This is a genomic window from Streptomyces sp. NPDC005494, from assembly GCF_042872025.1.
GTDB lineage: Bacteria > Actinomycetota > Actinomycetes > Streptomycetales > Streptomycetaceae > Streptomyces.
Map to the genome: position 1 here is coordinate 949,966 of NZ_JBIAJR010000001.1, position 20,864 is coordinate 970,829.

Here is a 20,864-nt window from a genome sequence, read left to right on the forward strand (position 1 = left end):
CCACGTCCCCGGGGTGGCCCTCCACACCGCCCTGGAGGCATACGGGCCGCTGCCCCTGCCGGCGGTGAATCCGCGGCGCCCGGCGGGAGTGGCCCGCGCCGCTGCCACTGCCGCGCGGACTCGACGGCACGGGTCGGCCGGGCCCCCGCTCCGCATCCTTCACCTGCGCGCACATCGACAGCCCGTCAGGTGCCGGCACGGCGGGCAGGCGGGCTGTTCACCGGCCCACGGGCGCGGCCTAGCCTGTCCGGAACGGTCCGGCGACAGGGGTGAGCGCTCGTGCGGGTGAGGATGGTCGACGGCGCGAGCCTTCCGGTGTACGCCGACGGGATTCGGCGGGTGTACGCCGACGTGTTCTCGGCGCCGCCGTGGAACGAGGGCCCCGCAGCGGCTTCGGCGTACGTGCGCCGCCTCGCCGCGGACGCCGAACGTCCCGGCTTCACCGCAGCGTTGGCGCTCGCCCCGGATACGGCCGTCCGAGGATTCGCCACCGCCTGGACCACGCCCGCCACCTTCCCCTCCGGCCGCAGTTACGGGCACGTCGCACAGGCGCTCGGCCCCGAGCGGGTCACGGCGTGGCTGTGCGGCGCCCTGGAGGTCGACGAGCTCGCCGTGGCCCCCACCGCACGTGGCACCGGCCTGGGGGCGGCCCTGCTGGCGGCGGTGAGCGCGGGGGCGCCCGACGGGCGTTGCTGGCTGCTGACCTCCCTGCGGGCGGAGGCGACGCTGCGCTTCTACCGGCGCGCGGGATGGCACCAGGTACCCGTGGCGGTACCCGGCAGAGCAGGGCTCGTCGTCCTCCTCGGCCCCCGCCATCCGGCGGCGGCCGGCCCCGGCCGCCGCCCCTGAGCGAAACACCCGCTGCGGACTTGTGAGTCGAGCGATGCACGACCGTTATATGAATCGATTCAAGGATGGAGGAAGATAGTGGGCCGCCTGACGGCTGTCAAGGTCACCCACCCAATCCCCGCATGCAATTGCCACATCGCCCTGCCCGCTGAACTTCCCGGAATCAACCCATTGACTGTGCCCGCAATCCCCGTTTAGCTTCCGAGCAACCTCATTGAAACCTTTCACGACGGGCGAGGCGACCCGGCCCCACCGCTGAGGAGCTCTCATGAACCAGTCCGCCCCGGACCCGGCCCCGGTCCTGGCCCTCAAGGGCGTGAGCAAGTCCTTCGGTGCCGTACGGGCCCTGCAGGACGTGTCCTTGCAGCTGTTCCCCGGCGAGGCCCACGCCCTCGCGGGTGAGAACGGAGCCGGGAAGTCGACCCTGATCAAGGCACTGGCCGGGGTGCACCGACCGGACGGTGGCGAGGTGCTCCTCGACGGCGAGCCCGTCGTGTTCCACGGCCCGGCCGACGCACGCGACGCGGGGATCGCGGTCATCTACCAGGAGCCGACGCTCTTCCCCGATCTGTCCGTCGCCGAGAACATCTTCATGGGCCGTCAGCCCCGGCGCTCCCTCGGCCGCATCGACCGCAGGGCGGTGCACGAGACCACCGCCGGGCTGATGCGCAGACTCGGGGTCGATCTGGCACCGGACCGGCCGGCCCGTGGGCTGTCGATCGCCGACCAGCAGATCGTCGAGATCGCCAAGGCGCTCTCCTTCGACGCCCGCGTGCTGATCATGGACGAGCCGACGGCCGCCCTGACGGGCAGTGAGACGGCCCGGCTCTTCTCCGTCGTACGGACACTCCGCTCCGAGGGCGCTGCCGTGCTGTTCATCTCCCACCGCCTCGACGAGATCTTCGAGCTGTGCCAGCGCGTCACCACCCTGCGCGACGGCCGGTGGATCTCCTCCGAGCCGCTCGACGGGCTCACCGAGGACGACCTGGTGCGCAGGATGGTCGGCCGTGACCTGGACGACCTCTACCCCAAGCAGGACGCCGAGGTCGGTGAAGTCGCCCTGTCCGTGCACCGGCTGACCCGTGAGGGTGTCTTCCGTGACGTGTCCTTCGACGTCCGGCGCGGTGAGATCGTCGCGCTCGCCGGACTGGTCGGCGCCGGCCGTACGGAGGTCGCCCAGGCCGTGTTCGGTGTGGACCGTGCCGACGCGGGCGAGGTGAAGGTGGCGGGCACGGTGCTTCGCCCCGGGTCGCCGACCGCCGCGATGGACGCCGGGCTCGCGCTCGTGCCCGAGGACCGGCGCCAGCGCGGGCTGGTCATGGATATGTCGATCGAGCGCAACATCGGCCTGACCGGCCTGGGCGAGATCCGCAGGCGCGGGCTCGTCAGCCGTGCCCTGGAGTACGACCGGGCAGCCGACTGGGCGGTGCGTCTCCAGCTCAAGTACAACCGGCTGGCCGACACCGTGGGCGTACTGTCCGGCGGCAACCAGCAGAAGGTCGTGCTGGCCAAATGGCTGGCGACCGGTCCCGCCGTCCTGATCGTCGACGAGCCGACCCGGGGCATCGACGTCGGCACCAAGGCGGAGGTCCACCGGCTGCTGTCCTCGCTCGCGGCGGACGGTCTCGCCGTCCTGATGATCTCCTCCGATCTGCCGGAGGTCATCGGCATGGCCGACCGGGTGCTCGTGATGCACGAGGGCCGGCTCGTCGCCGAGATCCCGCGCGACAGGGCCACCGAGGAATCGGTCATGGCGGCGGCCACCGGACGCAACGAGAGGGCAGCGGCATGACCACCACCCTGGGGAGCCCCCCGGACACCGCGAAGGCGCCGGAACGGAGTGCCTCCTCGCTCGTGGACGCGGTCTTCCGGGCCCGCGAGATCTCGATCGCCGGGGCGCTGGCCCTGCTGATCGTGGGGACCTCTCTGGCCAACCCGCGCTTCCTCTCGGACCAGGGCGTCAAGGACCTGCTGCTCAACGCTTCGATCCTGGTACTGCTCGCCGTCGGGCAGTCCGCCGTGGTGATCACCCGCAACATCGACCTGTCCGTCGGCTCCGTCGTCGGCCTGTCCGCCTTCGCCTGCGGCAAGTTCGTCGCCGGGAGCGACCACGGCGTGCTGACGGTGATACTGCTCGGCATCGCCATCGGCGTGGTCTGCGGCCTCGTCTCGGGCGCACTCGTCAGCTTCGGCAAGGTCCCGGCGCTCGTCGTGACCCTGGGGATGCTCTACATCATCCAGGGCGTCGACTACTGGTGGGCGCAGGGTGAACAGATCAGCGCCTCCGACGTGCCGGACGCCGTCCTGGGCCTCGGCAGCGGGAGTGTGCTGGGCGTCCCCTACCTGCCGCTGATCGCGGTCGTCCTGCTCGCGGCGACGGCGTACTTCCTGCGCGGTTACCGCTCGGGCCGTGAGCTCTACGCCATCGGGTCGAGCCCCGAGGCCGCGCGTCTCGCGGGCATCCCGATCCGCCGCCGTGTGCTCGCCGCGTACGCCTTCTCGGGGGCCGTCGCCGGCTTCGCGGGGGCCCTGTGGCTGGCCCGGTTCGGCACCGTCGTCGCGGACAACGCGCACGGCTGGGAGCTGACCGTCGTCAGCGCCGTGGTCGTCGGCGGGGTCGCCATCACCGGGGGCACCGGCAGCGTCTGGGGCGCCGCGCTCGGTGCGCTGCTGCTCACCACCATCGGCAGCGTCCTGGTGGTGCTGAAGGTGGACTCCTTCTGGCAGGGCGCCATCACCGGTGCGCTCCTCCTGCTGGCCATCAGCGTCGACCGGATCGTGAACCTGCGGATGACCGCCGCACTGAGGAAGAGGAGCGCCCGTCATGCTCACGGCGCCTGACAAGCAGACGGCTTCCACGTCCCGGGGATCTCTCGTACGGGCCCTGGCGCTGCGCTGGGACACCGCGGTCGGCGTCCTGCTGGTGGCCGTACTGGCCGTCGGTCTGGGGAGTACGGAGGGCTTCGGGTCGAGCGAGAACCTCGCCTTCGCCTTCAACGACATCGCCGAGGTCGCCCTCATCGCGCTGCCGATGACCCTCCTGGTCGTCGCCGGCCAGGTGGATCTCTCGGTGGCCTCCATGCTGGGCCTCGGCAGTGCGCTGACCGGTGCGCTGTGGGAGGCGGGCTGGGCCTTCGAGATGATCGTGCCGGTGGTGCTCCTGGTGGGCGTCGCCGGCGGACTCCTCAACGGGTGGCTGGTCACCAAGGTGGGCCTGCCGTCCCTCGCCGTCACCATCGGCACCCTGGCGCTCTACCGTGGTCTGGCCTCGGTGGCGCTCGGCAGCGACGCGGTGACGGACTTCCCGCAGGTGTACGCGGACTGGGCCGTCGACACCACGACCGTCCCCGGCACCTTCCTCACCTGTCCGGTGCTGCTCTTCCTCGTCCTGGCCGTCGTCACGGCCGTGGTGCTGCACGCCACCGGTCTGGGCCGCTCCCTCTTCGCGATCGGCGCCCAGGAGGAGGCGGCGTACTTCTCCGGCATCCGGGTCAAGCGGATCAAGCTGCTGCTCTTCGTCGTGACCGGGCTCTTCTCCGCCTTCGCGGGGGTCGTCTTCACCCTGCGCTACGGAAGTGCCCGCGCGGACAACGGACTCGGCTTCGAGATGCTCGTCATCGCGTCCGTCCTGCTGGGCGGCATCGACTTCGACGGCGGCAAGGGCACGCTCTTCGGGGCGGTGGCCGGTGTGCTGCTGATCGGCGTCCTGAAGAACCTGCTCACCCTCAACGACATCGCCAACGAGGTGCAGGTCATCGTGACCGGGCTCCTGCTCGTGGCGTCCGTCCTGACCCCACGCGTCATCGCCACCGTCGTCGAGCGACGGCACAGGCGGGCCGCGAACGCCCCCGTGACCCAGCAGTGAATCCCTTCCTCCCTCCCCGAAAGGCACACGCCGCCATGATGCTCCGCAATGCCGCTGGGCGCCGCGCCGTCGCGACCGCCGCCACCGCCCTCACGCTCGCGCTCGCCCTGACCGCCTGTTCCGGCACCACGAAGGACAGCAAGGACACCGGCGGGGCCAAGGCGGCGAGCAACGCGAAGGCCGACCCGGACGCCCCGCTGAAGAAGGGGCTGAAGCTGGGATTCCTGCCCAAGCAGATCAACAACCCGTACGAGAAGATCGTCGACGAGGCGGGCATCGCTGCGGCGAAGGAGTTCGGCGGCACCGGCAAGGAGGTGGGTCCGTCCGACGCGAACGCCTCCTCGCAGGTCTCCTACATCAACACCCTGATCCAGCAGCGCCAGGACGCGATCCTCATCGCGGCCAACGACCCGAACGCGGTCTGCGGTCCGCTCAAGCAGGCCATGAAGAAGGACATCAAGGTCGTCGCCTACGACTCGGACACGGCGAAGGACTGCCGCCAGCTCTTCATCAACCAGGCCAGCTCCGAGGAGATCGGCCGCAGCCTGGTCCAGCACCTCGGGGAGCAGATCGGCCACAAGGGCAAGATCGCGATCCTGTCGGCCACCCAGAACGCGACGAACCAGAACACCTGGATCGAGTACATGAAGGAGGAGCTGAAGCTCCCCGCGTACAAGGACATGGAGCTGGTCAAGGTCGCGTACGGCGACGACGCGGACCAGAAGTCCTTCCAGCAGACCCAGGGGCTCCTGCAGGCCTACCCGGACCTCAAGGGCATCATCTCCCCCACCACGGTGGGCATCGCCGCCGCCGCCCGCTACCTGAGCGACTCCTCGTACAAGGGCAAGGTCGTGCTCAACGGGCTGGGCACGCCGAACCAGATGCGCAAGTACGTCAAGGACGGCACCGTCGAGCAGTTCTCGCTCTGGAACCCGGAGGAGCTCGGCTACCTCGGCTCGTACGCGGCCGCCGCGCTGGCGTCGGGACAGATCACGGGCGCCGAGGGCGAGAAGTTCGAGGCGGGCAAGCTCGGCGAGTACACGGTCGGCAAGGACGGCGAGGTCATCCTCGGGGAGCCCACCGTGTTCGACTCCGAGAACATCGACACCTTCAACTTCTGAGCGGGGAGAACGGCCTCATGCAGCGTGTCTGCTTTCTGCTGAAGGTCCGCGAGGACCGCAAGGACGAATACCGCGAGCGTCACGCGGCGGTGTGGCCCGACATGCTCGCCGCGCTGTCGGAGGCGGGCTGGCACAACTACTCGCTCTTCCTGCGCGAGGACGGTCTGCTGGTCGGCTATCTGGAGACGGAGGACTTCGACGCGGCCCGCGAGGCGATGGCGGCGACGGAGGTCAACGCCCGGTGGCAGCGGGAGATGGCCGAGTTCTTCGAGCAGGACGAGGCGGCGGACGAGGCCATGGTCCCGCTGACCGAGGTGTTCCACCTGGCCTGACGGAGCGGGCACGGGGCCCGGCGGAGATGCTCCCCGCCGGGCCCCGGGTCGCTTCAGCCGACCTCGCCCTCGGACTCACCGCCCGGGGGTTCGTCGCCGCCGCGGTTCTTGATGCGGTCCGCCTGCTCGATCGCCGTGGCGAGCCTGGCGACCGAGCTGTCCTCGGTGGAGGAGGCCAATGTGCGTGCCCGGTCGGCGAGTTCGCCGAGTGAGGGGGTTCCGGCCAGATCACCTCCCCGCAGCGTGTCCGCGAAGTACGCGGCCACGGCCGCCACCTGGAGCCGTGCGCTGTCGCCGCCCCAGAGCTTGCCGTCGATCGCGCCGGTCTCCACCGACCCGGTCTCCTCGTGCGCCTTCCGCGTCCTCGGGTCCAGCCAGCGCACCGTCGCCGTCGCCACATGGCCGGACGCCCCTTCGCGGAGCCGTACGGCGTAGAGCGCTGTCACCGTGTGGCCGGGGCCGACCTCGCCGCCGTCGACGCTGTCGTCGCGGAAGTCGTCGTCGGCGACCTTGCGGTTCTCGTACCCGATGAGCTCGAACTGCGCCACCGTCTCGCGGTCGAAGGCCACCTGGGCCTTGGCGTCGCGGGCACGCAGCTCGACGTGGGCGGGCAACTGGTCGACGAAGACCTTCCTGGCCTGGGTCTCGTCGGCGATGTACGTGGTGTTGCCGTCACCCTTGTTGGTGAGCTGTTCCATCAGGGCGTCGCCGTAGTCGCTGCCCACGCCGACGCCGAACAGCGTGATGCCGTACTCCTTGCGGGCCTCGCCGATCCGCTCGAGGATCGCGTCGGCCTCGGTCTCGCCGGTGTTGGCGAGCGCGTCGGAGAGCAGGACGACCCGGTTGGTCGCGCCCTTGCGGCGGCCTTCGACCGCCTCGTCGTAGCCCTGCTGGACGCCGGCCGCCACGTTCGTCGAGTCGGCCGGTTCCAGCTGCTCGATGGCGTCCCGGACCTTGGTGCGATTGCCCCGCAGGCGGGTCATCGGCAGCCGGGTCTCGGCCTCCCCGCTGAAGGTGACCAGGGAGACCGAGTCGTCGTCGCGCAGTTCGTCGGCGAGGATGCCCAGCGACGTCTTCGCCAGGTCGAGACGGCCCGGCTCGGACATCGATCCGGAGATGTCGACGACGAACGTCAGTGCGGCGGGCGGGCGCTCACCGGCGTCCGATGCGGGCCTGGTGGCCAGCCCGACGCGTACGAGCGACCAGTCAGCGGCCCCGGCGCCGGGCTCGGCGCCGTCGACGGAGACCGAGAAGCCGTTGCCCTCGGGTGCCTTGTAGCCCTGGCGGAAGCTGTTGACGAACTCCTCCGGGCGCACGGTGTCCGGCGCGGGCAGCTGCCCGTCCCCGAGCGTGCGGCGGGCGTATCCGTAGCTCGCGGTGTCGACGTCGAGCGCGAAGGTCGACAGGTAGTCGGGCTCGGGCACCTCGCTCTCCCGGGCGTCGCCGTCCTCCACCGCGCTCGCCCCGTCCTCCTGCTGCGCGGGGGCGGGCTGTTTGCCCCCGGCGGGGCCACCGTTGCCCGCGGCACGGTCGGCCGTGACGCGCTCGTCCGTGTCCGACGCACCGCAGCCGGTGAGCAGGATCCCACCCGCCAGCAGCAGCGCCACGGCCCCTCGACAGGTCCTTGCCCTGCGTTCCATACGTACCCCCCACGTCGTGGACATCTGTGAATGTGACGTCCGGGACGGCCGGGCGGAGTCGTCGGTAGCGTTGCGGAACCGTCTCGATGCGGCAACGGCGACGGGTGGGACGGGGGAACGTCGCCTTCAGGACACGATGTCCTTACGGCTGAACCCCCGGAAGGCGAGCGCGAAGAGAATCAGGGCATAGGTCACCGACACGGCGGCGCCCTTGAGCATCCCGCCCCATTCGAGATCCGGCTGGAGTGCGTCCGCCCAGGCGAACTGCCAGTGTGCGGGCAGGAACTCACGCCAGGTGCCGAGTGCGGTCACGGCGTCCAGGACGTTGCCGACGATGGTCAGCCCGACCGCGCCGCCCACCGCGCCGAGCGGGGCGTCCGTCTTCGTCGACAGCCAGAACGCCAGCCCCGCGGTGACGAGCTGCGACAGGAAGATGAAGGCGACCACGAGCGCGAGGCGCGGCACGGTGTCCGAGGCGGCGAGGGCGCCTCCGGTGGGCAGCTCCAGCGGACCCCAGCCGTACGCGGCGGCTCCCGCGGCCAGCGCGACGACCGGCAGCAGCACCATCGCGGCCAGGCTGAAGCCGAGGGCCACGACGAGCTTGCTCCACAGCAGCCTGGCCCGGGGTACCGGAGCCGCCAGCAGGTAGCGCAGCGAGGACCAGCTCGCCTCGGAGGCGACGGTGTCGCCGCAGAAGAGGGCCACCGGCACCACGAGAAGGAAGCCTGCGGAGACGAACAGGCAGGTGGCCGCGAAGTTCGCCGCGGACTCCGTCGCGACGTCCATGAGATTGATCCGCGAGCCGCCTCCGCCGCCCCCGTCACCGCCGCCCGGGGTGCCGCCGATCGCGAAGGCGATGATCAGGATGAACGGCAGGGCGGCCAGCACCCCGCCCATGAGCAGCGTGCGTCGCCTGCGCAGCTGTCTCATCGCCTCCACACGCAGCGGGAGCGTGCGGCGGGCGTGGTAACCGGGGGCCTCGGCCAGGGCCTGGACCTCTGTTGCGGAGCTCATGCGGTTCCTTGGGAGATGAGGGTGAGGAACGCGTCCTCCAGGCGTCGGTGCGGCCCGACGCCCGTCACCGGCACGTCGAGACGCACCAGGTCGGCGACGAGCTGCGCCGCGGTGGCACCGTCGAGACGGACGAGCAGCCCGTGGCCGTCGTCCAGCCGGGCGGCGGAGCCGATGCCCGGGAGGGCGGCCACCTTGTCCACGAGCGGTTCGGCGACCTCGCCGGCGGTCGTGACGAGCAGCATGTCGCCGGAGCCGGTGATCTCGGCGACCGGTCCGGCCTGGACGAGCCGGCCCCGGTCCATGACCACGAGGTGGGTGCAGGACTGTTCGACCTCGGAGAGGAGGTGGCTGGAGACGATCACGGTCCGGCCCCCGGCGGCGTAACGGATCATCACGTCCCGCATCTCGCGGATCTGGGGCGGGTCCAGGCCGTTGGTCGGTTCGTCGAGGATGAGCAGGTCCGGCATGCCCAGCATGGCCTGGGCGATGGCGAGGCGCTGCCGCATGCCCTGCGAGTAGGTGCGCACGGCGCGGGCCAGGGCGTCGCCGAGTCCGGCGATCTCCAGGGCCTCGTCGATGTGGGCGTCCTCGGCGGGCCGTCCGGTGGCCTGCCAGTACAGCTCCAGGTTGGAGCGGCCGGAGAGGTGCGGCAGGAAGCCGGCGCCCTCGACGAAGGAACCGACCCGGGACAGCACGGGCGCCCCGGGGCGGATGGCGTGCCCGAAGACGCGGATCTCGCCCGCGTCGGGGGTGATCAGGCCCATCAGCATGCGCAGGGTGGTGGTCTTGCCCGCGCCGTTGGGCCCGAGGAGGCCGAGCACCTGCCCCTTCTCGACGCGGAAGCCGAGGTCGCGCACCGCGTACCTGTCGGCGGACTTGGCGTACTTCTTGGACAGGTCCGTGATCTGCAGCGGCACGCCGGCCAGTGCCGGGTCCGGCGCCGGAGTCGCGGTGCGCCGCCGTGCCGTGAGCAGGAGGGCTGCCGCGATGACCACGGCGGCTGCGGGGAGCCCCCAGGTCCACCAGGGCAGGGCCGCCGCGGCGGTCTTCACCCCGGGTGCGGTGGGCACGGTGAGCGGCCCGTCGAGGGAGACGGTGTAGGTCGCGGGCTCGGCGGGCGAGGCGTAGCCGAGGTCGGTCGCGGAGAGGACGAGGCGGAGCCGGTGCCCTGCCTCGACCTCGTGGTCGACGGCGGGCAGGGTCAGCTCGACCGGCTTCCCCTGCTCGTCGGCGGTGATCCGGTACGGGGCGACGAGCTGGTTGGGCAGCACCTGCTGCGCGCCGTCCGGCGAGACGTCGTAGACCTTGCCGAAGAGCACCGCGTCGCCCTGGTCCGCCTTCACGTTCACGCGGACCGTGGGCGATCCGGTGACGTGGACCGCGCTGTCGAGCGGGGCGGACTCGAAGCGTGCGTACTGCCCGGGGAAGTCGAGCGAGAACCCGACACCGAGCGAGGACAGCTGGGAGAGGCCGCCGCCGACGCCGGGGAGGGCGGAGATGGAGGGCGGGTTCGCTCCGGCGGGGTTGCGGAAGGTCTGGGTCGTACCGCCCGGGGCCGCGTCCTGCCCGCCGGAGCCCTCTCCCGCCTTCGCGGAGCCCTGTCCCCCGCCCGTGGCGGGCTGCTGCCCGCCGCCGGTCAGGGTGATCTTCCGGCCTCCGCTGGTGAGGCCGGGGTACGTGGCGCTGCTCGCGCCGCGCTTCAGGGCCTGGCCGTCGGTGGAGTCGACGCCGCCGGTCCGGGTGACGCGGAATCCGGGGCCGGTGTCGACGCCCTCGTCCTCCTTCAGATACCGGTCGAACCAAGCACCGACGCGGGCCTCGACGCGGTCGCCCTCGTCGTCCCCTCCGTCGTGCCCGCCGGAGATCCAGTCGACGGAGACGGGCGCGCCGTTGGCCTTGACGGCCTTGGCCATGGCGTCGGCCTGACCGAGCGGGAAGAGCGAGTCGCTCTGGCCCTGGAGGATGAGCGCGGGCACGTCGATCTTGTCGGCGACGGCGGCGGGGGAACGTTCCGCCAGGAGTGCGCGCGCGGCGGCGTCCGGCTTGCCGCTGACGGCGACCCGCTCGTACATCTCGCACAGCTGCTTCTGGAACTTCTCGCAGCCGCCGCCGGAGGTGACGAAGATCCCGGCCCAGAGCTTCTTGAACACCCCGTCGGGGAAGAGCGCGTCGGCGAGGTCCCAGTAGCTGATCACCGGTGCGACGGCGTCGACCCGCTCGTCGTGGCCGGCGGCCAGCAGCGACACTGCGCCACCGTACGAGGCCCCGGTGACACCGACGCGCGGGTCGCCCTTCGCGTCGAGCTCGACCTCGGGACGGTCCGCCAGCCAGTCGATGAGCCCGGACACGTCCTTGACCTCGCCGTCCGGGGCGTTGAGCGTGATCTCCCCGGTGGTCTTCCCGAAGCCGCGGGCGGACCAGGTCATGACGGCGTAACCGTCGGCGGCGAGCTTCTCGGCCTGGGCGCGCACATCGTCCTTGCTGCCGCCGAAACCGTGCCCGATGAGCACGGCGGGACGGCGCTGCGAACCTCCGGACGTGAAGTACGAGGTGTCGACCGACACCCCGTTCATCTTCATCATCCGGTCGTGCCGTTCGACGGACGGCGCGGTGTCGTCGGCGACGGCGGTCCAGGTGCCCGCACCCGCGAGCACGGCGAGGGCGGCGACGACCGCGGCCCACCGGCCTGGGGTACGGGGCAGCCGGTGCCGCCACCGGGAAGTCGGTTTTTCCATGACTCGACCCTAAGCGGAGTGGTCGACCGCCCTGGGTGCCCCCCGGGGGGAGGTGCACGGTATCCCTGGGAGGTACGGCGGCCACCCGCCGTACTCCGCATGCGGTACGCCGCCCGCACGAAAGGCCCCATTCATGGACATCCGGATCCGTCCGGCCACGACCGCGGCGGAGCTCCTCGCCGCCGCGCACCTCTACGACACCCCGCCCCGTCCCGAGTGGGCAGCCCGCTTCCTGGCGGCGGACGGGCATCTGATGCTGATCGCGTACAGGGGAGACGCCCCTGTGGGCTTCGTCTCGGGCGTCGAGATGCTGCACCCGGACAAGGGCACGGAGATGTGCCTGTACGAGCTCTCCGTCGACGAGCGGCACCGCCGCCGGGGCGTCGGGCGTGCGCTCACCGAGGCCCTGGCGGCGCGGGCGCGGGAACGAGGCTGCTACGGCATGTGGGTGGGCGTGGAGTGCGACAACGAGGCCGCGCTCGCCACCTACCGCTCGGCGGGGGCGGCGGACGACGGGGTGTTCACGACGCTGACCTGGGAATTCGACTCCGGCCGATGAGAGCGAGCGGCCCCCGCCCGCGCACGCCGCCCGGCTGTCCCGGGCCGTCGTCGCTGCGCCGGCTGTCGCGGGCCGCCTTCGCTGTGCCCGCTACCCCAGCCCGCCGTTGCTGTGGAGCAGCTGGCCGTTGATCCATCCGCCCTTCGCCGAGCACAGGAACGTGACCAGGTTCGCGCAGTCCTGGGGCACACCGAGCCGGCCCAGGGGTGACCAGCCGGCCATGTCCGTCTTCTGCTCGTCGGTCATCCACCCGGTGTCGGTCGGACCGGGGTTGACGGCGTTGCAGGTGACACCGAGCTCCGCCAGCTCGCGGGCGGCGGCCAGGGTGATCCGGTCCATCGCCCCCTTGCTCGCCCCGTAGGGCAGGTTGCCGGCAGTGTGGTCGCTGGTCAGACTGACGATCCGTCCGCTGCCGTGCCGGCCGCGGAACCGCAGCCCGTACTCGCGGATCAGGAGCCAGGTCGCCCGCGCGTTGACGGCGAAGTGCCGGTCGAAGCTCTCCACTGTGGTGTCGAGCAGCCCGGAGTCGACCGACTCGCAGTGACACAGCACCAGCGCGGTGACGTTGCCCAGCTCGCGCTCGACACTCTCGAAGAGCTGAGCCGGCACGTCCGGGTCGCTCAGGTCGGCCTCGACGGCGAACACCCTGGCCCCGAGGGACGCCGCCTCTCTCCGGAGCTCCGCCGGCGCGCCGGGTTCCGCGCCCCACGCCATGCGCGCGTCGTACGGGGTCCAGTAGGAGAAGGCCACGTCCCAGCCGGACCGGGCAAGGTCCAGCACCACGGAGGCGGCGATCCCCGCCGACCGGCCCGCACCCGTGACGAGGGCCGGCGGGCGGCTCCCGGTGCTCATCGGCCCGCCTCGACGGGCAGGGGCGCGTCGAGGCCGGTGAGCGGGGTCTCCTCGGGGAGCAGTCCGGCCGCCCGGCCCGGCTCACCCGCCCGCAGGAGGCCGTGGATCTCGTGGGCGAGCGGCGTGACGTCGGTGACGGAGACGAGCCATTCGTCCGCGTAGCGCCGCGCGGCCTCCCCGCTCAGCCCGAGCTGGAGGGACCGGTACGGGAGCGGATTCAGGTGGAGGTCGCGTTCGGGGTCCCACTGCACCCGGGTGGGGCTGCGGCGCAGGCTGCGCTGCCAGGCGGCCCGGTCGGGGTGCACTCCCCGTACGTAGTGCGAGAGTTCGGCGTTCTCCAGGGCCCAGGCGAAGCCCTCGCGGGTGATCTCGACGGCGAGCACGGTCTCCTGGCCCTCCTTCTCGGCCCAGCCGCAGCGGTACATCATCCACAGGAAGCTCGGCTTGATCCAGGTCATGCGGTCGCGCTTCCAGGCGGGCGGGAAGCGCCCGTCCCGGGCGGCGGGCAGTCCGAGCGAGGGCCGGTAGGCCTGGTACACGGTGACGGTGGAGTCGGTGTGCTGCGCGCGGATCTCGTAACGGGGCGGACCGGTCTGGTCGTTCATGCGCCCCAGGATGCGGGGCCCCCGCACCTCATGGCACCTGGTTTTCGTGGCGCCTGGATTTCATGGCACCTGGTTTCGTGGCGCCTGGATTTCATGGCGCCCGGTCTTCGCGGCGCCCGGTCTTCGGGGCGCCCGGTCTTCGCGGCGCCCGGTTTTCGCGGCGCCCGGTCTTCGCGGCGCCCGGTTTTCGCGGCGCCCGGTTTTCGCGGCGCCCGGTTTTCGCGGCGCCCGGTTTTCATGGGGCTCGGACTTCATGGGGCGCGGTTTTCGCGGCGCCCCGGTCTTCATGGCGCGGCACGACCTCGGCGGACCGGGCACGGCGACGGCTCCCTCCCGCGCTCCTCGCGCCGGGAAGGAGCCGTCGGCCGGCTGCCGGAACCGCCCCCGTCAGCAGGTGCCGAGGAGGGCGCGCCAGGTCTCCGGGCCGATGACCCCGTCGACCTGGAGGCCGCGCTTCTTCTGGAAGGCGACCGCCGCCGCCTTCGTCCTCGGGCCGAACGAGCCGTCGAGGGCGAGACCGTAGCCGTAGACGTTCAACTGCGTCTGGGCTGCCTTGACCGCCTGGCCGGACGAGCCGGACCGCACGGTCCTGATCAGCTTGGACCACGTCTTCGGGCCGATGACGCCGTCGGCGACCAGGGACCGGGACCTCTGGAAGGCGATCACGGCGGAGCGGGTCTTCGGGCCGAAGGCGCCGTCGGCCTCGAGCGTGTATCCGCTCGCGGTCAGCAGTCGCTGGGCGGACCGTACGTCCGCGCCCTGGGATCCGCTCTTGAGGACCGGCCAGGCCACGCTCGGGGCGGGGGCGGGAACCTGCCCACCGCCGCCTCCGCCACCCAGCTTCACCGGGCGGAAGGGGTCGTAGTTGTCCCTGCCGATCCCGTACTTGAGCTGCCGGTGGGTCGTGCCGTACGTGCCCCGCTGTTCGTAGGCCCAGTAGGCGCTGTGGGACGCGTTGGCCCACTTCTCGAAGATCACCACGTGGCGGAAGTCGCCGTCGGTGGTGCTGTAATCGATCAGCAGGTCGCCCTTGCGCAGCTGACTCACGCTGCTGAGCCGCTTGGTGACGCCGTTTCGCGAGTCCGCCAGCCCGACGGTGTTCAGGCCGGGCTTCCCCAGGCCGAGCGTCATGGAGACGTAGCCGGAGCAGTCCTGGCGATAGCCGTCCTTCCAGTTGCGCTGCATGCTGTAAGGGACCGGGCCCCCGTTGTTCGCCGTGAGCCAGGTACGGGCCCGATTGATCATCGTGTCGGGCGAGAGCGTGGCCGTGGACATCGTCGACAGCGCACTGGTCCGGGTGACGAGCGAGCTGCCTGCCGCCGCCTCGGGTCCGTATCCGGCGTTCTGCTGGGCGGCGACCGCCACCGGCTCCGAGGAGCCGCTCCCGGCGAGCGAGGGCACGACGGCGATTGCGACCGCAATGCCACCTGCGGCAATTCCTACGAGTCCGGCCCGCGTGCGGCGGGTGCGCCGACTGCGAAGTGACATGATTCCCATTCCCCCGCATTCCTTTGCTTTTACAGGTGAATCCGAGTGGATCGACCAGGTGCGAAAGGTGTGCCGTCCGCCGGGGGCCGACTTCACCCCCCGACGGGACATTACGATGGTGAACTTTGCGTCCCTCGCCCAGCACCATATGGAAGCCGCATCAGGCAGTGACGTGACCTCGACAATATCCGCGGGGCGCAGGCGATCCGGTCACCGCCGCAACAAGCTGCAGACCGCCTGCGTGTCCTTCGGCCGTCTGCCATGGAATTCCGAGGGGGGTGGGCTAGGGACGCCGCTCCGGCACCGGGCGCAGCATCGGCCAACGGGCGAGGACGGTGCGGCGCAGGTCCGCCGCGAGGGTACGGAGGTGCCGCAGTTCCCCGTCGCCGGAGGTCGTCCCGGCCACGACTCCGAGCCGGTGGGTGAGGCGCCGCCGGGCGGTGGCCGTGCCCCAGGTCCAGTCCTCGTCCGGGAGGCGGGCGAGGTGGTCGGTGCCGTCGCGGTGGGCACGCTGGACCAGGGCGTCGCCACGGATCAGCCAGCCCGCGCAGGCGTCGGCGAGTCCGGCTTCCGGCAGCGGAGTGCCGGTCTCGGCGTGCCAGGCCGTGCGGTAGGCGGCCTCGGCACGCTCCAGCAGGGAGCCGGACGCCCTCGTGACACACCAGCAGGTCGGGAAGCCGATGCGGAGGTAGGCGAGTTCCATCAGGCCGCTGCCCAGGGACGCCTGCTCGAAGTCGATGAACCTGACCCCGTCCGGGGTGTGCAGGTCGTTGCCCGGGCACGGGTCGCCGTGGAGCAGGGCGGTCCCTTCCGCCCGGCCGAGGCGCTCGACGAGTGCGAGGAGCTCGTCCCGTACCGCGGGCCCGGCGGGGACCCCGAGGGTGCCGGCCAGGGTGAGGAACGAGCCGGCGTCGGCCGCGGTCGGGCCCTGCCACCGGGGCAGGGCCCCGGCGTCCTCCGGGCCGGCGGTGCTGTGCAGCCTGGCGAGGGCGGTCGCGTAGCCGACGATCCAGTCGTCGGCGGGCCGCCGGTGGTCGAGGTGTTCGAGGACGAGCACCCGCTCGGCGGGGTCGGTGCCGAGGAGTGCGGGCGCGACCGGGGACGCGGCACGGGCGGCGATGCGCAGGGAGGCCACCTCGCGTTCGTACCGCTCGTCGGCCTCGGGGTCTTCCACCAGTTGTTTCAGCACGGCGGGACGCCCGGCCAGCTCGATGCGCCAGACCCGCGAGCGAGGGCTGCTCTCCAGCGGGGACGGGCGTGCGGGCGGACCGAGCCGGGCCCTGAGTGCCTCGCCGAACGGAAGGTGCGACGCCGTCTCCATGCGGCCAGTGTTCCACTCCGGACTCCGGCGCCCCCGCCCTTTTTACGAGGACGGGGGCGCCGAGGACGGGGCGCCGAGGGCGCGGGAGCGGGTCAGTGGTTGCGGGGGAAGCCGAGGTCGACGCCCGCCGGGGCGTCGGCCGGGTCGGGCCAGCGGGTGGTGACGACCTTGCCCCGGGTGTAGAAGTGCACGCCGTCGTTGCCGTAGATGTGGTGGTCGCCGAAGAGGGAGTCCTTCCAGCCACCGAAGGAGTGGTAGCCGACCGGCACCGGGATCGGGACGTTGACGCCGACCATGCCGGCCTCGATCTCCAGCTGGAAGCGCCGCGCCGCGCCGCCGTCACGCGTGAAGATCGCGGTGCCGTTACCGAAGGGCGAGGCGTTCATGAGGGCGACGCCGTCCTCGTACGTGTCGACGCGCAGGACGCACAGGACGGGGCCGAAGATCTCGTCGCGGTAGGCGTCGGAGTCCGTGGAGACGTTGTCCAGGAGGGACAGTCCGATCCAGTGGCCGTCCTCGAACCCCTCGACCGTGTGGCCGGTGCCGTCGAGGACGACGTCGGCGCCCTGCGCGGCTGCCCCGGTCACGTAGGAGGCGACCTTGTCGCGGTGGGCGGCGGTGATCAGCGGGCCCATCTCGGAGGTGGGGTCGGTGCCGGGGCCGATCTTGATCTTCTCGGCGCGCTCGCGGATCTTCGCGACCAGCTCGTCCGCGACGGAACGCACGGCGACGACCGCGGAGATGGCCATGCAGCGCTCGCCGGCGGAGCCGTACGCGGCGGAGACGGCGGCGTCGGCCGCGGCGTCCAGGTCGGCGTCGGGGAGGACCAGCATGTGGTTCTTCGCGCCGCCGAGTGCCTGGACACGCTTGCCGTTCGCGGAGGCGGTGGCGTGGATGTACCGGGCGATGGGAGTGGAGCCGACGAAGGAGACGGCGGCGACGTCGGGGTGGGCGAGGAGCCCGTCCACGGCGACCTTGTCACCGTGCAGGACGTTCAGCACGCCGTCGGGCAGCCCCGCCTCGGCGGCGAGCTCCGCGAGCAGGTTGGCCGCCGACGGGTCCTTCTCGCTGGGCTTCAGGACGAAGGTGTTCCCGCACGCGACGGCCAGCGGGAACATCCACATCGGCACCATGGCCGGGAAGTTGAAGGGCGTGATGCCCGCGACGACGCCGAGCGGCTGGCGGATCGAGGAGACGTCGACACGGCTGGAGACCTGGGTCGACAGCTCACCCTTGAGCTGGGTGGTGATGCCGCAGGCCAGCTCCACGATCTCCAGGCCCCGGGCGACCTCGCCCAGCGCGTCGGAGTGCACCTTGCCGTGCTCGGCGGTGATCAGCGCGGCGATCTCGTCCCGGTGGGCGTCGAGCAGGGCCCGGTAACGGAAGAGGACGGCGGTGCGGGCGGAGAGCGAGGAGGTGCCCCAGGTCTCGTACGCGGTCTTCGCGGCGGCGACGGCGGCGTCGACCTCCTCGACGGAGGCGAGGGCGACCTGGGTGGTGACAGCGCCGGTCGCCGGATCGGTGACCGGCCCGTGGTTGCCCGACGTGCCTTCGACGGTCTTGCCACCGATCCAGTGGTTGACGGTCTTCATGACGGGGGTCTCCTTCACAGGTGGCGGCGCCGGGCTGCGATCTGCCGGTCGTACTCTTTCCTTGCCTCGACCGCCGACGGGCGGGTCGCGGTCTCGGCCACGGGAACATCCCACCACGCCTGCGCCGGCGGAGGCCCCGACACTGTGTCTGCCGTTTCGGTCTCGACGTAGACACAAGTGGGACGGTCGGCGGCTCGCGCCTCGGTGAGTGCCCGGCGCAGCTCCCCCACCGAACCGGCGCGCAGGACCCGCATGCCGAGCGAGGCCGCGTTGGCCGCGAGGTCGACGGGAAGAGGGGCGCCGGTGAACGCCCCGTCCGCGCCGCGGTGCCGGTAGGCGGTGCCGAACCGCTCGGAGCCGACGGACTCGGACAGGCCGCCGATCGACGCGTACCCGTGGTTCTGCAGGATGACGAGCTTGACGGGCAGGTTCTCCTGTACGGCGGTGACGATCTCGGTGGGATTCATGAGATACGTGCCGTCGCCCACGAGCGCCCAGACCGGCCGGTCCGGCGCGGCCAGCTGGACTCCGAGGGCGGCGGGGATCTCGTATCCCATGCAGGAGTAGCCGTATTCGACGTGGTACTGGTGCGGGGACCTGGCCCGCCACAGCTTGTGGAGGTCGCCGGGGAGGGAGCCCGCCGCGTTGATCAGGATGTCGTCCTCGGTGACCAGTTCGTCGAGCAGTCCGAGTACCTGGGCCTGGGTGGGGCGGGCGTCCGGGTCGCCGGTGGCGAACGCGGCGTCGACGCGCCGCTCCCAGTGGGCCTTGGCGTCGGTGTACTCGCTCTCGTAGGCGGCGTCGACGCGGTGACCACGGGCGGCGAGGGCTTCACCGAGCGCTTCGAGAGCCGTGCGGGCGTCCGCGACGAGCGGCAGCGCGCCGAGCTTGTGCGCGTCGAAGCCGGTGATGTTGAGGTTGAGGAAGCGGACGGCCGGGTCGGCGAAGAGGGTGCCGGAGGCGGTCGTGAAGTCGGTGTAGCGGGTGCCGATCCCGATCACCAGGTCGGCCTCACGGGCCAGCGCGTCGGCGGTTGCGGTCCCGGTGTGGCCGATACCGCCGACGTCCGCGGGGTGGTCGTGGCGCAGGGAGCCCTTGCCGGCCTGGGTGGACGCGACGGGGATACGGGTGGATGCGGCGAACGCGGCAAGGGTCTCCTCCGCGGCACTGTGGTGGACGCCGCCACCCGCGACGATCAGGGGACGGCGGGCGGTACGCACGGCGCGTACGGCCCGTTCGAGCTCGTGCGCGTCGGGCCCCGGCCTGCGTACGTGCCAGACGCGCGTCGCGAAGAACTCCGCCGGCCAGTCGTACGCCTCGGCCTGCACGTCCTGCGGCAGGGCGAGGGTCACGGCTCCCGTGTCCGCCGGGTCGGAGAGGGTCCGCATGGCCTGGAGCGCGGCCGGGATCAGGGCCTCGGGGCGGGTGATCCGGTCGAAGTACCGGGAGACGGGGCGCAGGCAGTCGTTGACCGACACGTCGCCCGTGTGCGGCACTTCGAGCTGCTGGAGCACGGGGTCGGCGGGGCGGGTCGCGAAGGTGTCACCGGGCAGGAGCAGCACCGGGAGGTGGTTGACGGTGGCGAGCGCGGCCCCGGTGACGAGATTGGTGGCTCCGGGGCCGATGGACGTGGTGACGGCGTGCGTGGAGAGCCGCCCGGACTGGCGTGCGTATCCGACAGCGGCGTGCACCATGGCCTGTTCGCTGCGGCCCTGGAGGTAGGGCATCGCGGGGCCCGCCTCGACGAGCGCCTGCCCGATGCCCGCGACGTTGCCGTGTCCGAAGATGCCCCAGGTGGCGTCGACGAGCCGGTGCCGTCTGCCGTCGCGCTCGGTGTACTGGCGGGCGAGGAAGGCGACCAGTGCCTGCGCGGTGGTGAGCCTGCGGGTGGTGGGGCGGGGGGCTGTCATCGGCGGGCCTCCGGGGCGTACAGCGGGAGCCGGGGATCGACGGGCTGAGCGGGCCAGGTGTCGCGGATCCAGCGGTGTCCGGGGTGGTCGCGGATCAGCCACTCACGCTGTTCGCCCGGGCCCGCCATCACATTGAGGTAGTACAGGGTGCGGCCGGGCGGGGCGACGGAAGGGCCGTGCCAGCCGTCCGGGATGAGGACGGCGTCGCCGGAGGCGACCTCGGCGAGGACGTCCGTGCCCCCGGGACGGGAGGGGGACACCCGGTGGTAGCCGAGGCCGTCGCCCTCGACCTCGAAGTAGTAGATCTCCTCCAGCACGGACTCGGTGCCGGGGTGGTGCTCGTCGTGTTTGTGCGGAGGGTACGAGGACCAGTTGCCCCCGGGGGTGAGGACCTCGACGGCGATGAGCCGGTCGCAGTCGAACGTGTCGGCGGCGGCGAAGTTGTTGACCTGACGCGAGCAGGTGCCCGCGCCGCGGAGCTCGACCGGTACCTCCGGCGCGGGGCCGTAGCGAGCGGGGAGTCGTCGCTCGCACTTCGCTCCTGCCAGGGCGAAGCGGCCTCCTGCGCCGGAGGCGATCTGGACGCGGGCGTCACGTGGGACGTAGGCGAAGTCGGTCACAGCGCTGAACACGTTCTCCCTGCCCAGCAGTTCAAAGATCTCACCTGCTGCCCGCACCGTACAGCCGCCGGACAACGGCAGAACGATCCATTCGCTCTCTCCGGTGACGAGGGTGTGAACACCACCGGGCTCGAGCTCCAGCACCCGCAGGCTCGAACGCTCCCATCCGGCCCGCTCCGGGTCGATGTCGAGGGCGTAGGGCGCGCGCGCCGCGTGGCCCGCCCGCAGGTGGTGGGTCGGCTGCGGGGAGTTGCTCGGCTGGACGGAGTGGCTCGGCTGCGAGTGGCTGCCCGCCCCCGGGCGGTGGGCCGGCTGCTCGTCGGGGATCGTCATGGCTCCATCCCTACCCGTGGTCCCGCCG

General features: G+C 71.8%; 17 protein-coding genes. 7 read left to right on the forward strand and 10 right to left on the reverse strand.

Features of this window, described 5'->3' with window-relative positions; all coding sequences use genetic code 11:
- Positions 1 to 279 precede the first annotated feature (279 nt).
- The 6 genes from ACFYQ6_RS04260 to ACFYQ6_RS04285 all read left to right on the forward strand — a co-directional run bounded on the left by ACFYQ6_RS04260 (position 280) and on the right by ACFYQ6_RS04285 (position 6,167).
- Positions 280 to 849, forward strand: coding sequence for a GNAT family N-acetyltransferase (locus ACFYQ6_RS04260; RefSeq protein WP_388760358.1), 570 nt, complete (start codon positions 280 to 282; stop codon positions 847 to 849).
- A gap of 268 nt (positions 850 to 1,117) precedes the next feature.
- Positions 1,118 to 2,641 (forward strand): sugar ABC transporter ATP-binding protein, encoded by a 1,524-nt coding sequence (locus tag ACFYQ6_RS04265; RefSeq protein WP_361571495.1) that lies wholly within the window; start codon positions 1,118 to 1,120, stop codon positions 2,639 to 2,641.
- Positions 2,638 to 3,690 carry an ABC transporter permease gene (locus tag ACFYQ6_RS04270; RefSeq protein WP_361571498.1) on the forward strand — a complete coding sequence of 351 codons (1,053 nt, stop codon included), beginning with the start codon at positions 2,638 to 2,640 and terminating at the stop codon, positions 3,688 to 3,690. Before ACFYQ6_RS04265 ends, ACFYQ6_RS04270 begins: the two co-directional genes overlap by 4 nt.
- Positions 3,674 to 4,714, forward strand: a complete 1,041-nt coding sequence (locus ACFYQ6_RS04275; RefSeq protein WP_361571500.1) for an ABC transporter permease — start codon at positions 3,674 to 3,676, stop codon at positions 4,712 to 4,714. Before ACFYQ6_RS04270 ends, ACFYQ6_RS04275 begins: the two co-directional genes overlap by 17 nt.
- 35 nt (positions 4,715 to 4,749) lie before the next feature.
- Entirely contained in the window at positions 4,750 to 5,835 is a 1,086-nt protein-coding gene (gene rhaS / locus ACFYQ6_RS04280; protein ID WP_361571503.1) for a rhamnose ABC transporter substrate-binding protein, read from the forward strand.
- A gap of 17 nt (positions 5,836 to 5,852) precedes the next feature.
- Positions 5,853 to 6,167 (forward strand): L-rhamnose mutarotase, encoded by a 315-nt coding sequence (locus ACFYQ6_RS04285; RefSeq protein ID WP_388760364.1) that lies wholly within the window; start codon positions 5,853 to 5,855, stop codon positions 6,165 to 6,167.
- A 53-nt stretch (positions 6,168 to 6,220) separates the two neighbouring features.
- Here the strand turns inward: ACFYQ6_RS04285 and ACFYQ6_RS04290 are convergent, their stop codons facing one another.
- The 3 genes from ACFYQ6_RS04290 to ACFYQ6_RS04300 form a co-directional block, all read right to left on the reverse strand.
- Complete coding sequence (locus ACFYQ6_RS04290) at positions 6,221 to 7,807, reverse strand: von Willebrand factor type A domain-containing protein (protein WP_361571509.1); 1,587 nt, start codon at positions 7,805 to 7,807, stop codon at positions 6,221 to 6,223.
- Between the two features lie 126 nt (positions 7,808 to 7,933).
- The gene (locus ACFYQ6_RS04295) at positions 7,934 to 8,821 is read right to left on the reverse strand and encodes an ABC transporter permease (protein ID WP_361571512.1); all 888 of its coding nucleotides are present in this window, start codon (positions 8,819 to 8,821) and stop codon (positions 7,934 to 7,936) included.
- A complete protein-coding gene (locus ACFYQ6_RS04300; protein WP_361571515.1) occupies positions 8,818 to 11,556 on the reverse strand; it encodes an alpha/beta fold hydrolase in 2,739 nt (912 codons plus the stop codon). The genes ACFYQ6_RS04295 and ACFYQ6_RS04300 overlap by 4 nt, the downstream gene beginning before the upstream one ends.
- Positions 11,557 to 11,695: 139 nt before the next feature.
- Between ACFYQ6_RS04300 and ACFYQ6_RS04305 the strand changes: the two genes are divergently transcribed.
- A complete protein-coding gene (locus tag ACFYQ6_RS04305; protein WP_361572394.1) occupies positions 11,696 to 12,115 on the forward strand; it encodes a GNAT family N-acetyltransferase in 420 nt (139 codons plus the stop codon).
- Between the two features lie 90 nt (positions 12,116 to 12,205).
- Here ACFYQ6_RS04305 and ACFYQ6_RS04310 read toward each other — a convergent pair whose 3' ends face one another.
- From ACFYQ6_RS04310 to iolB, 7 genes are all read right to left on the reverse strand, one after another.
- Positions 12,206 to 12,967, reverse strand: a complete 762-nt coding sequence (locus ACFYQ6_RS04310) for an SDR family oxidoreductase (protein ID WP_361571518.1) — start codon at positions 12,965 to 12,967, stop codon at positions 12,206 to 12,208.
- Positions 12,964 to 13,572 (reverse strand): DUF4291 domain-containing protein, encoded by a 609-nt coding sequence (locus ACFYQ6_RS04315; protein ID WP_361571521.1) that lies wholly within the window; start codon positions 13,570 to 13,572, stop codon positions 12,964 to 12,966. The genes ACFYQ6_RS04310 and ACFYQ6_RS04315 overlap by 4 nt, the downstream gene beginning before the upstream one ends.
- A gap of 387 nt (positions 13,573 to 13,959) precedes the next feature.
- Positions 13,960 to 15,060: a peptidoglycan-binding protein gene (locus ACFYQ6_RS04320; protein ID WP_388760370.1), complete on the reverse strand. Its 1,101-nt coding sequence runs from the start codon at positions 15,058 to 15,060 to the stop codon at positions 13,960 to 13,962.
- 283 nt (positions 15,061 to 15,343) lie between these two features.
- A complete protein-coding gene (locus ACFYQ6_RS04325) occupies positions 15,344 to 16,381 on the reverse strand; it encodes an aminoglycoside phosphotransferase family protein (protein WP_361571526.1) in 1,038 nt (345 codons plus the stop codon).
- 92 nt (positions 16,382 to 16,473) lie between these two features.
- A complete protein-coding gene (gene mmsA, locus ACFYQ6_RS04330; RefSeq protein ID WP_361571529.1) occupies positions 16,474 to 17,973 on the reverse strand; it encodes a CoA-acylating methylmalonate-semialdehyde dehydrogenase in 1,500 nt (499 codons plus the stop codon).
- 14 nt (positions 17,974 to 17,987) lie between these two features.
- The gene (gene iolD, locus ACFYQ6_RS04335) at positions 17,988 to 19,883 is read right to left on the reverse strand and encodes a 3D-(3,5/4)-trihydroxycyclohexane-1,2-dione acylhydrolase (decyclizing) (RefSeq protein WP_361571532.1); all 1,896 of its coding nucleotides are present in this window, start codon (positions 19,881 to 19,883) and stop codon (positions 17,988 to 17,990) included.
- Entirely contained in the window at positions 19,880 to 20,836 is a 957-nt protein-coding gene (gene iolB, locus ACFYQ6_RS04340) for a 5-deoxy-glucuronate isomerase (RefSeq protein WP_361571535.1), read from the reverse strand. The genes iolD and iolB overlap by 4 nt, the downstream gene beginning before the upstream one ends.
- Positions 20,837 to 20,864 lie beyond the last annotated feature (28 nt).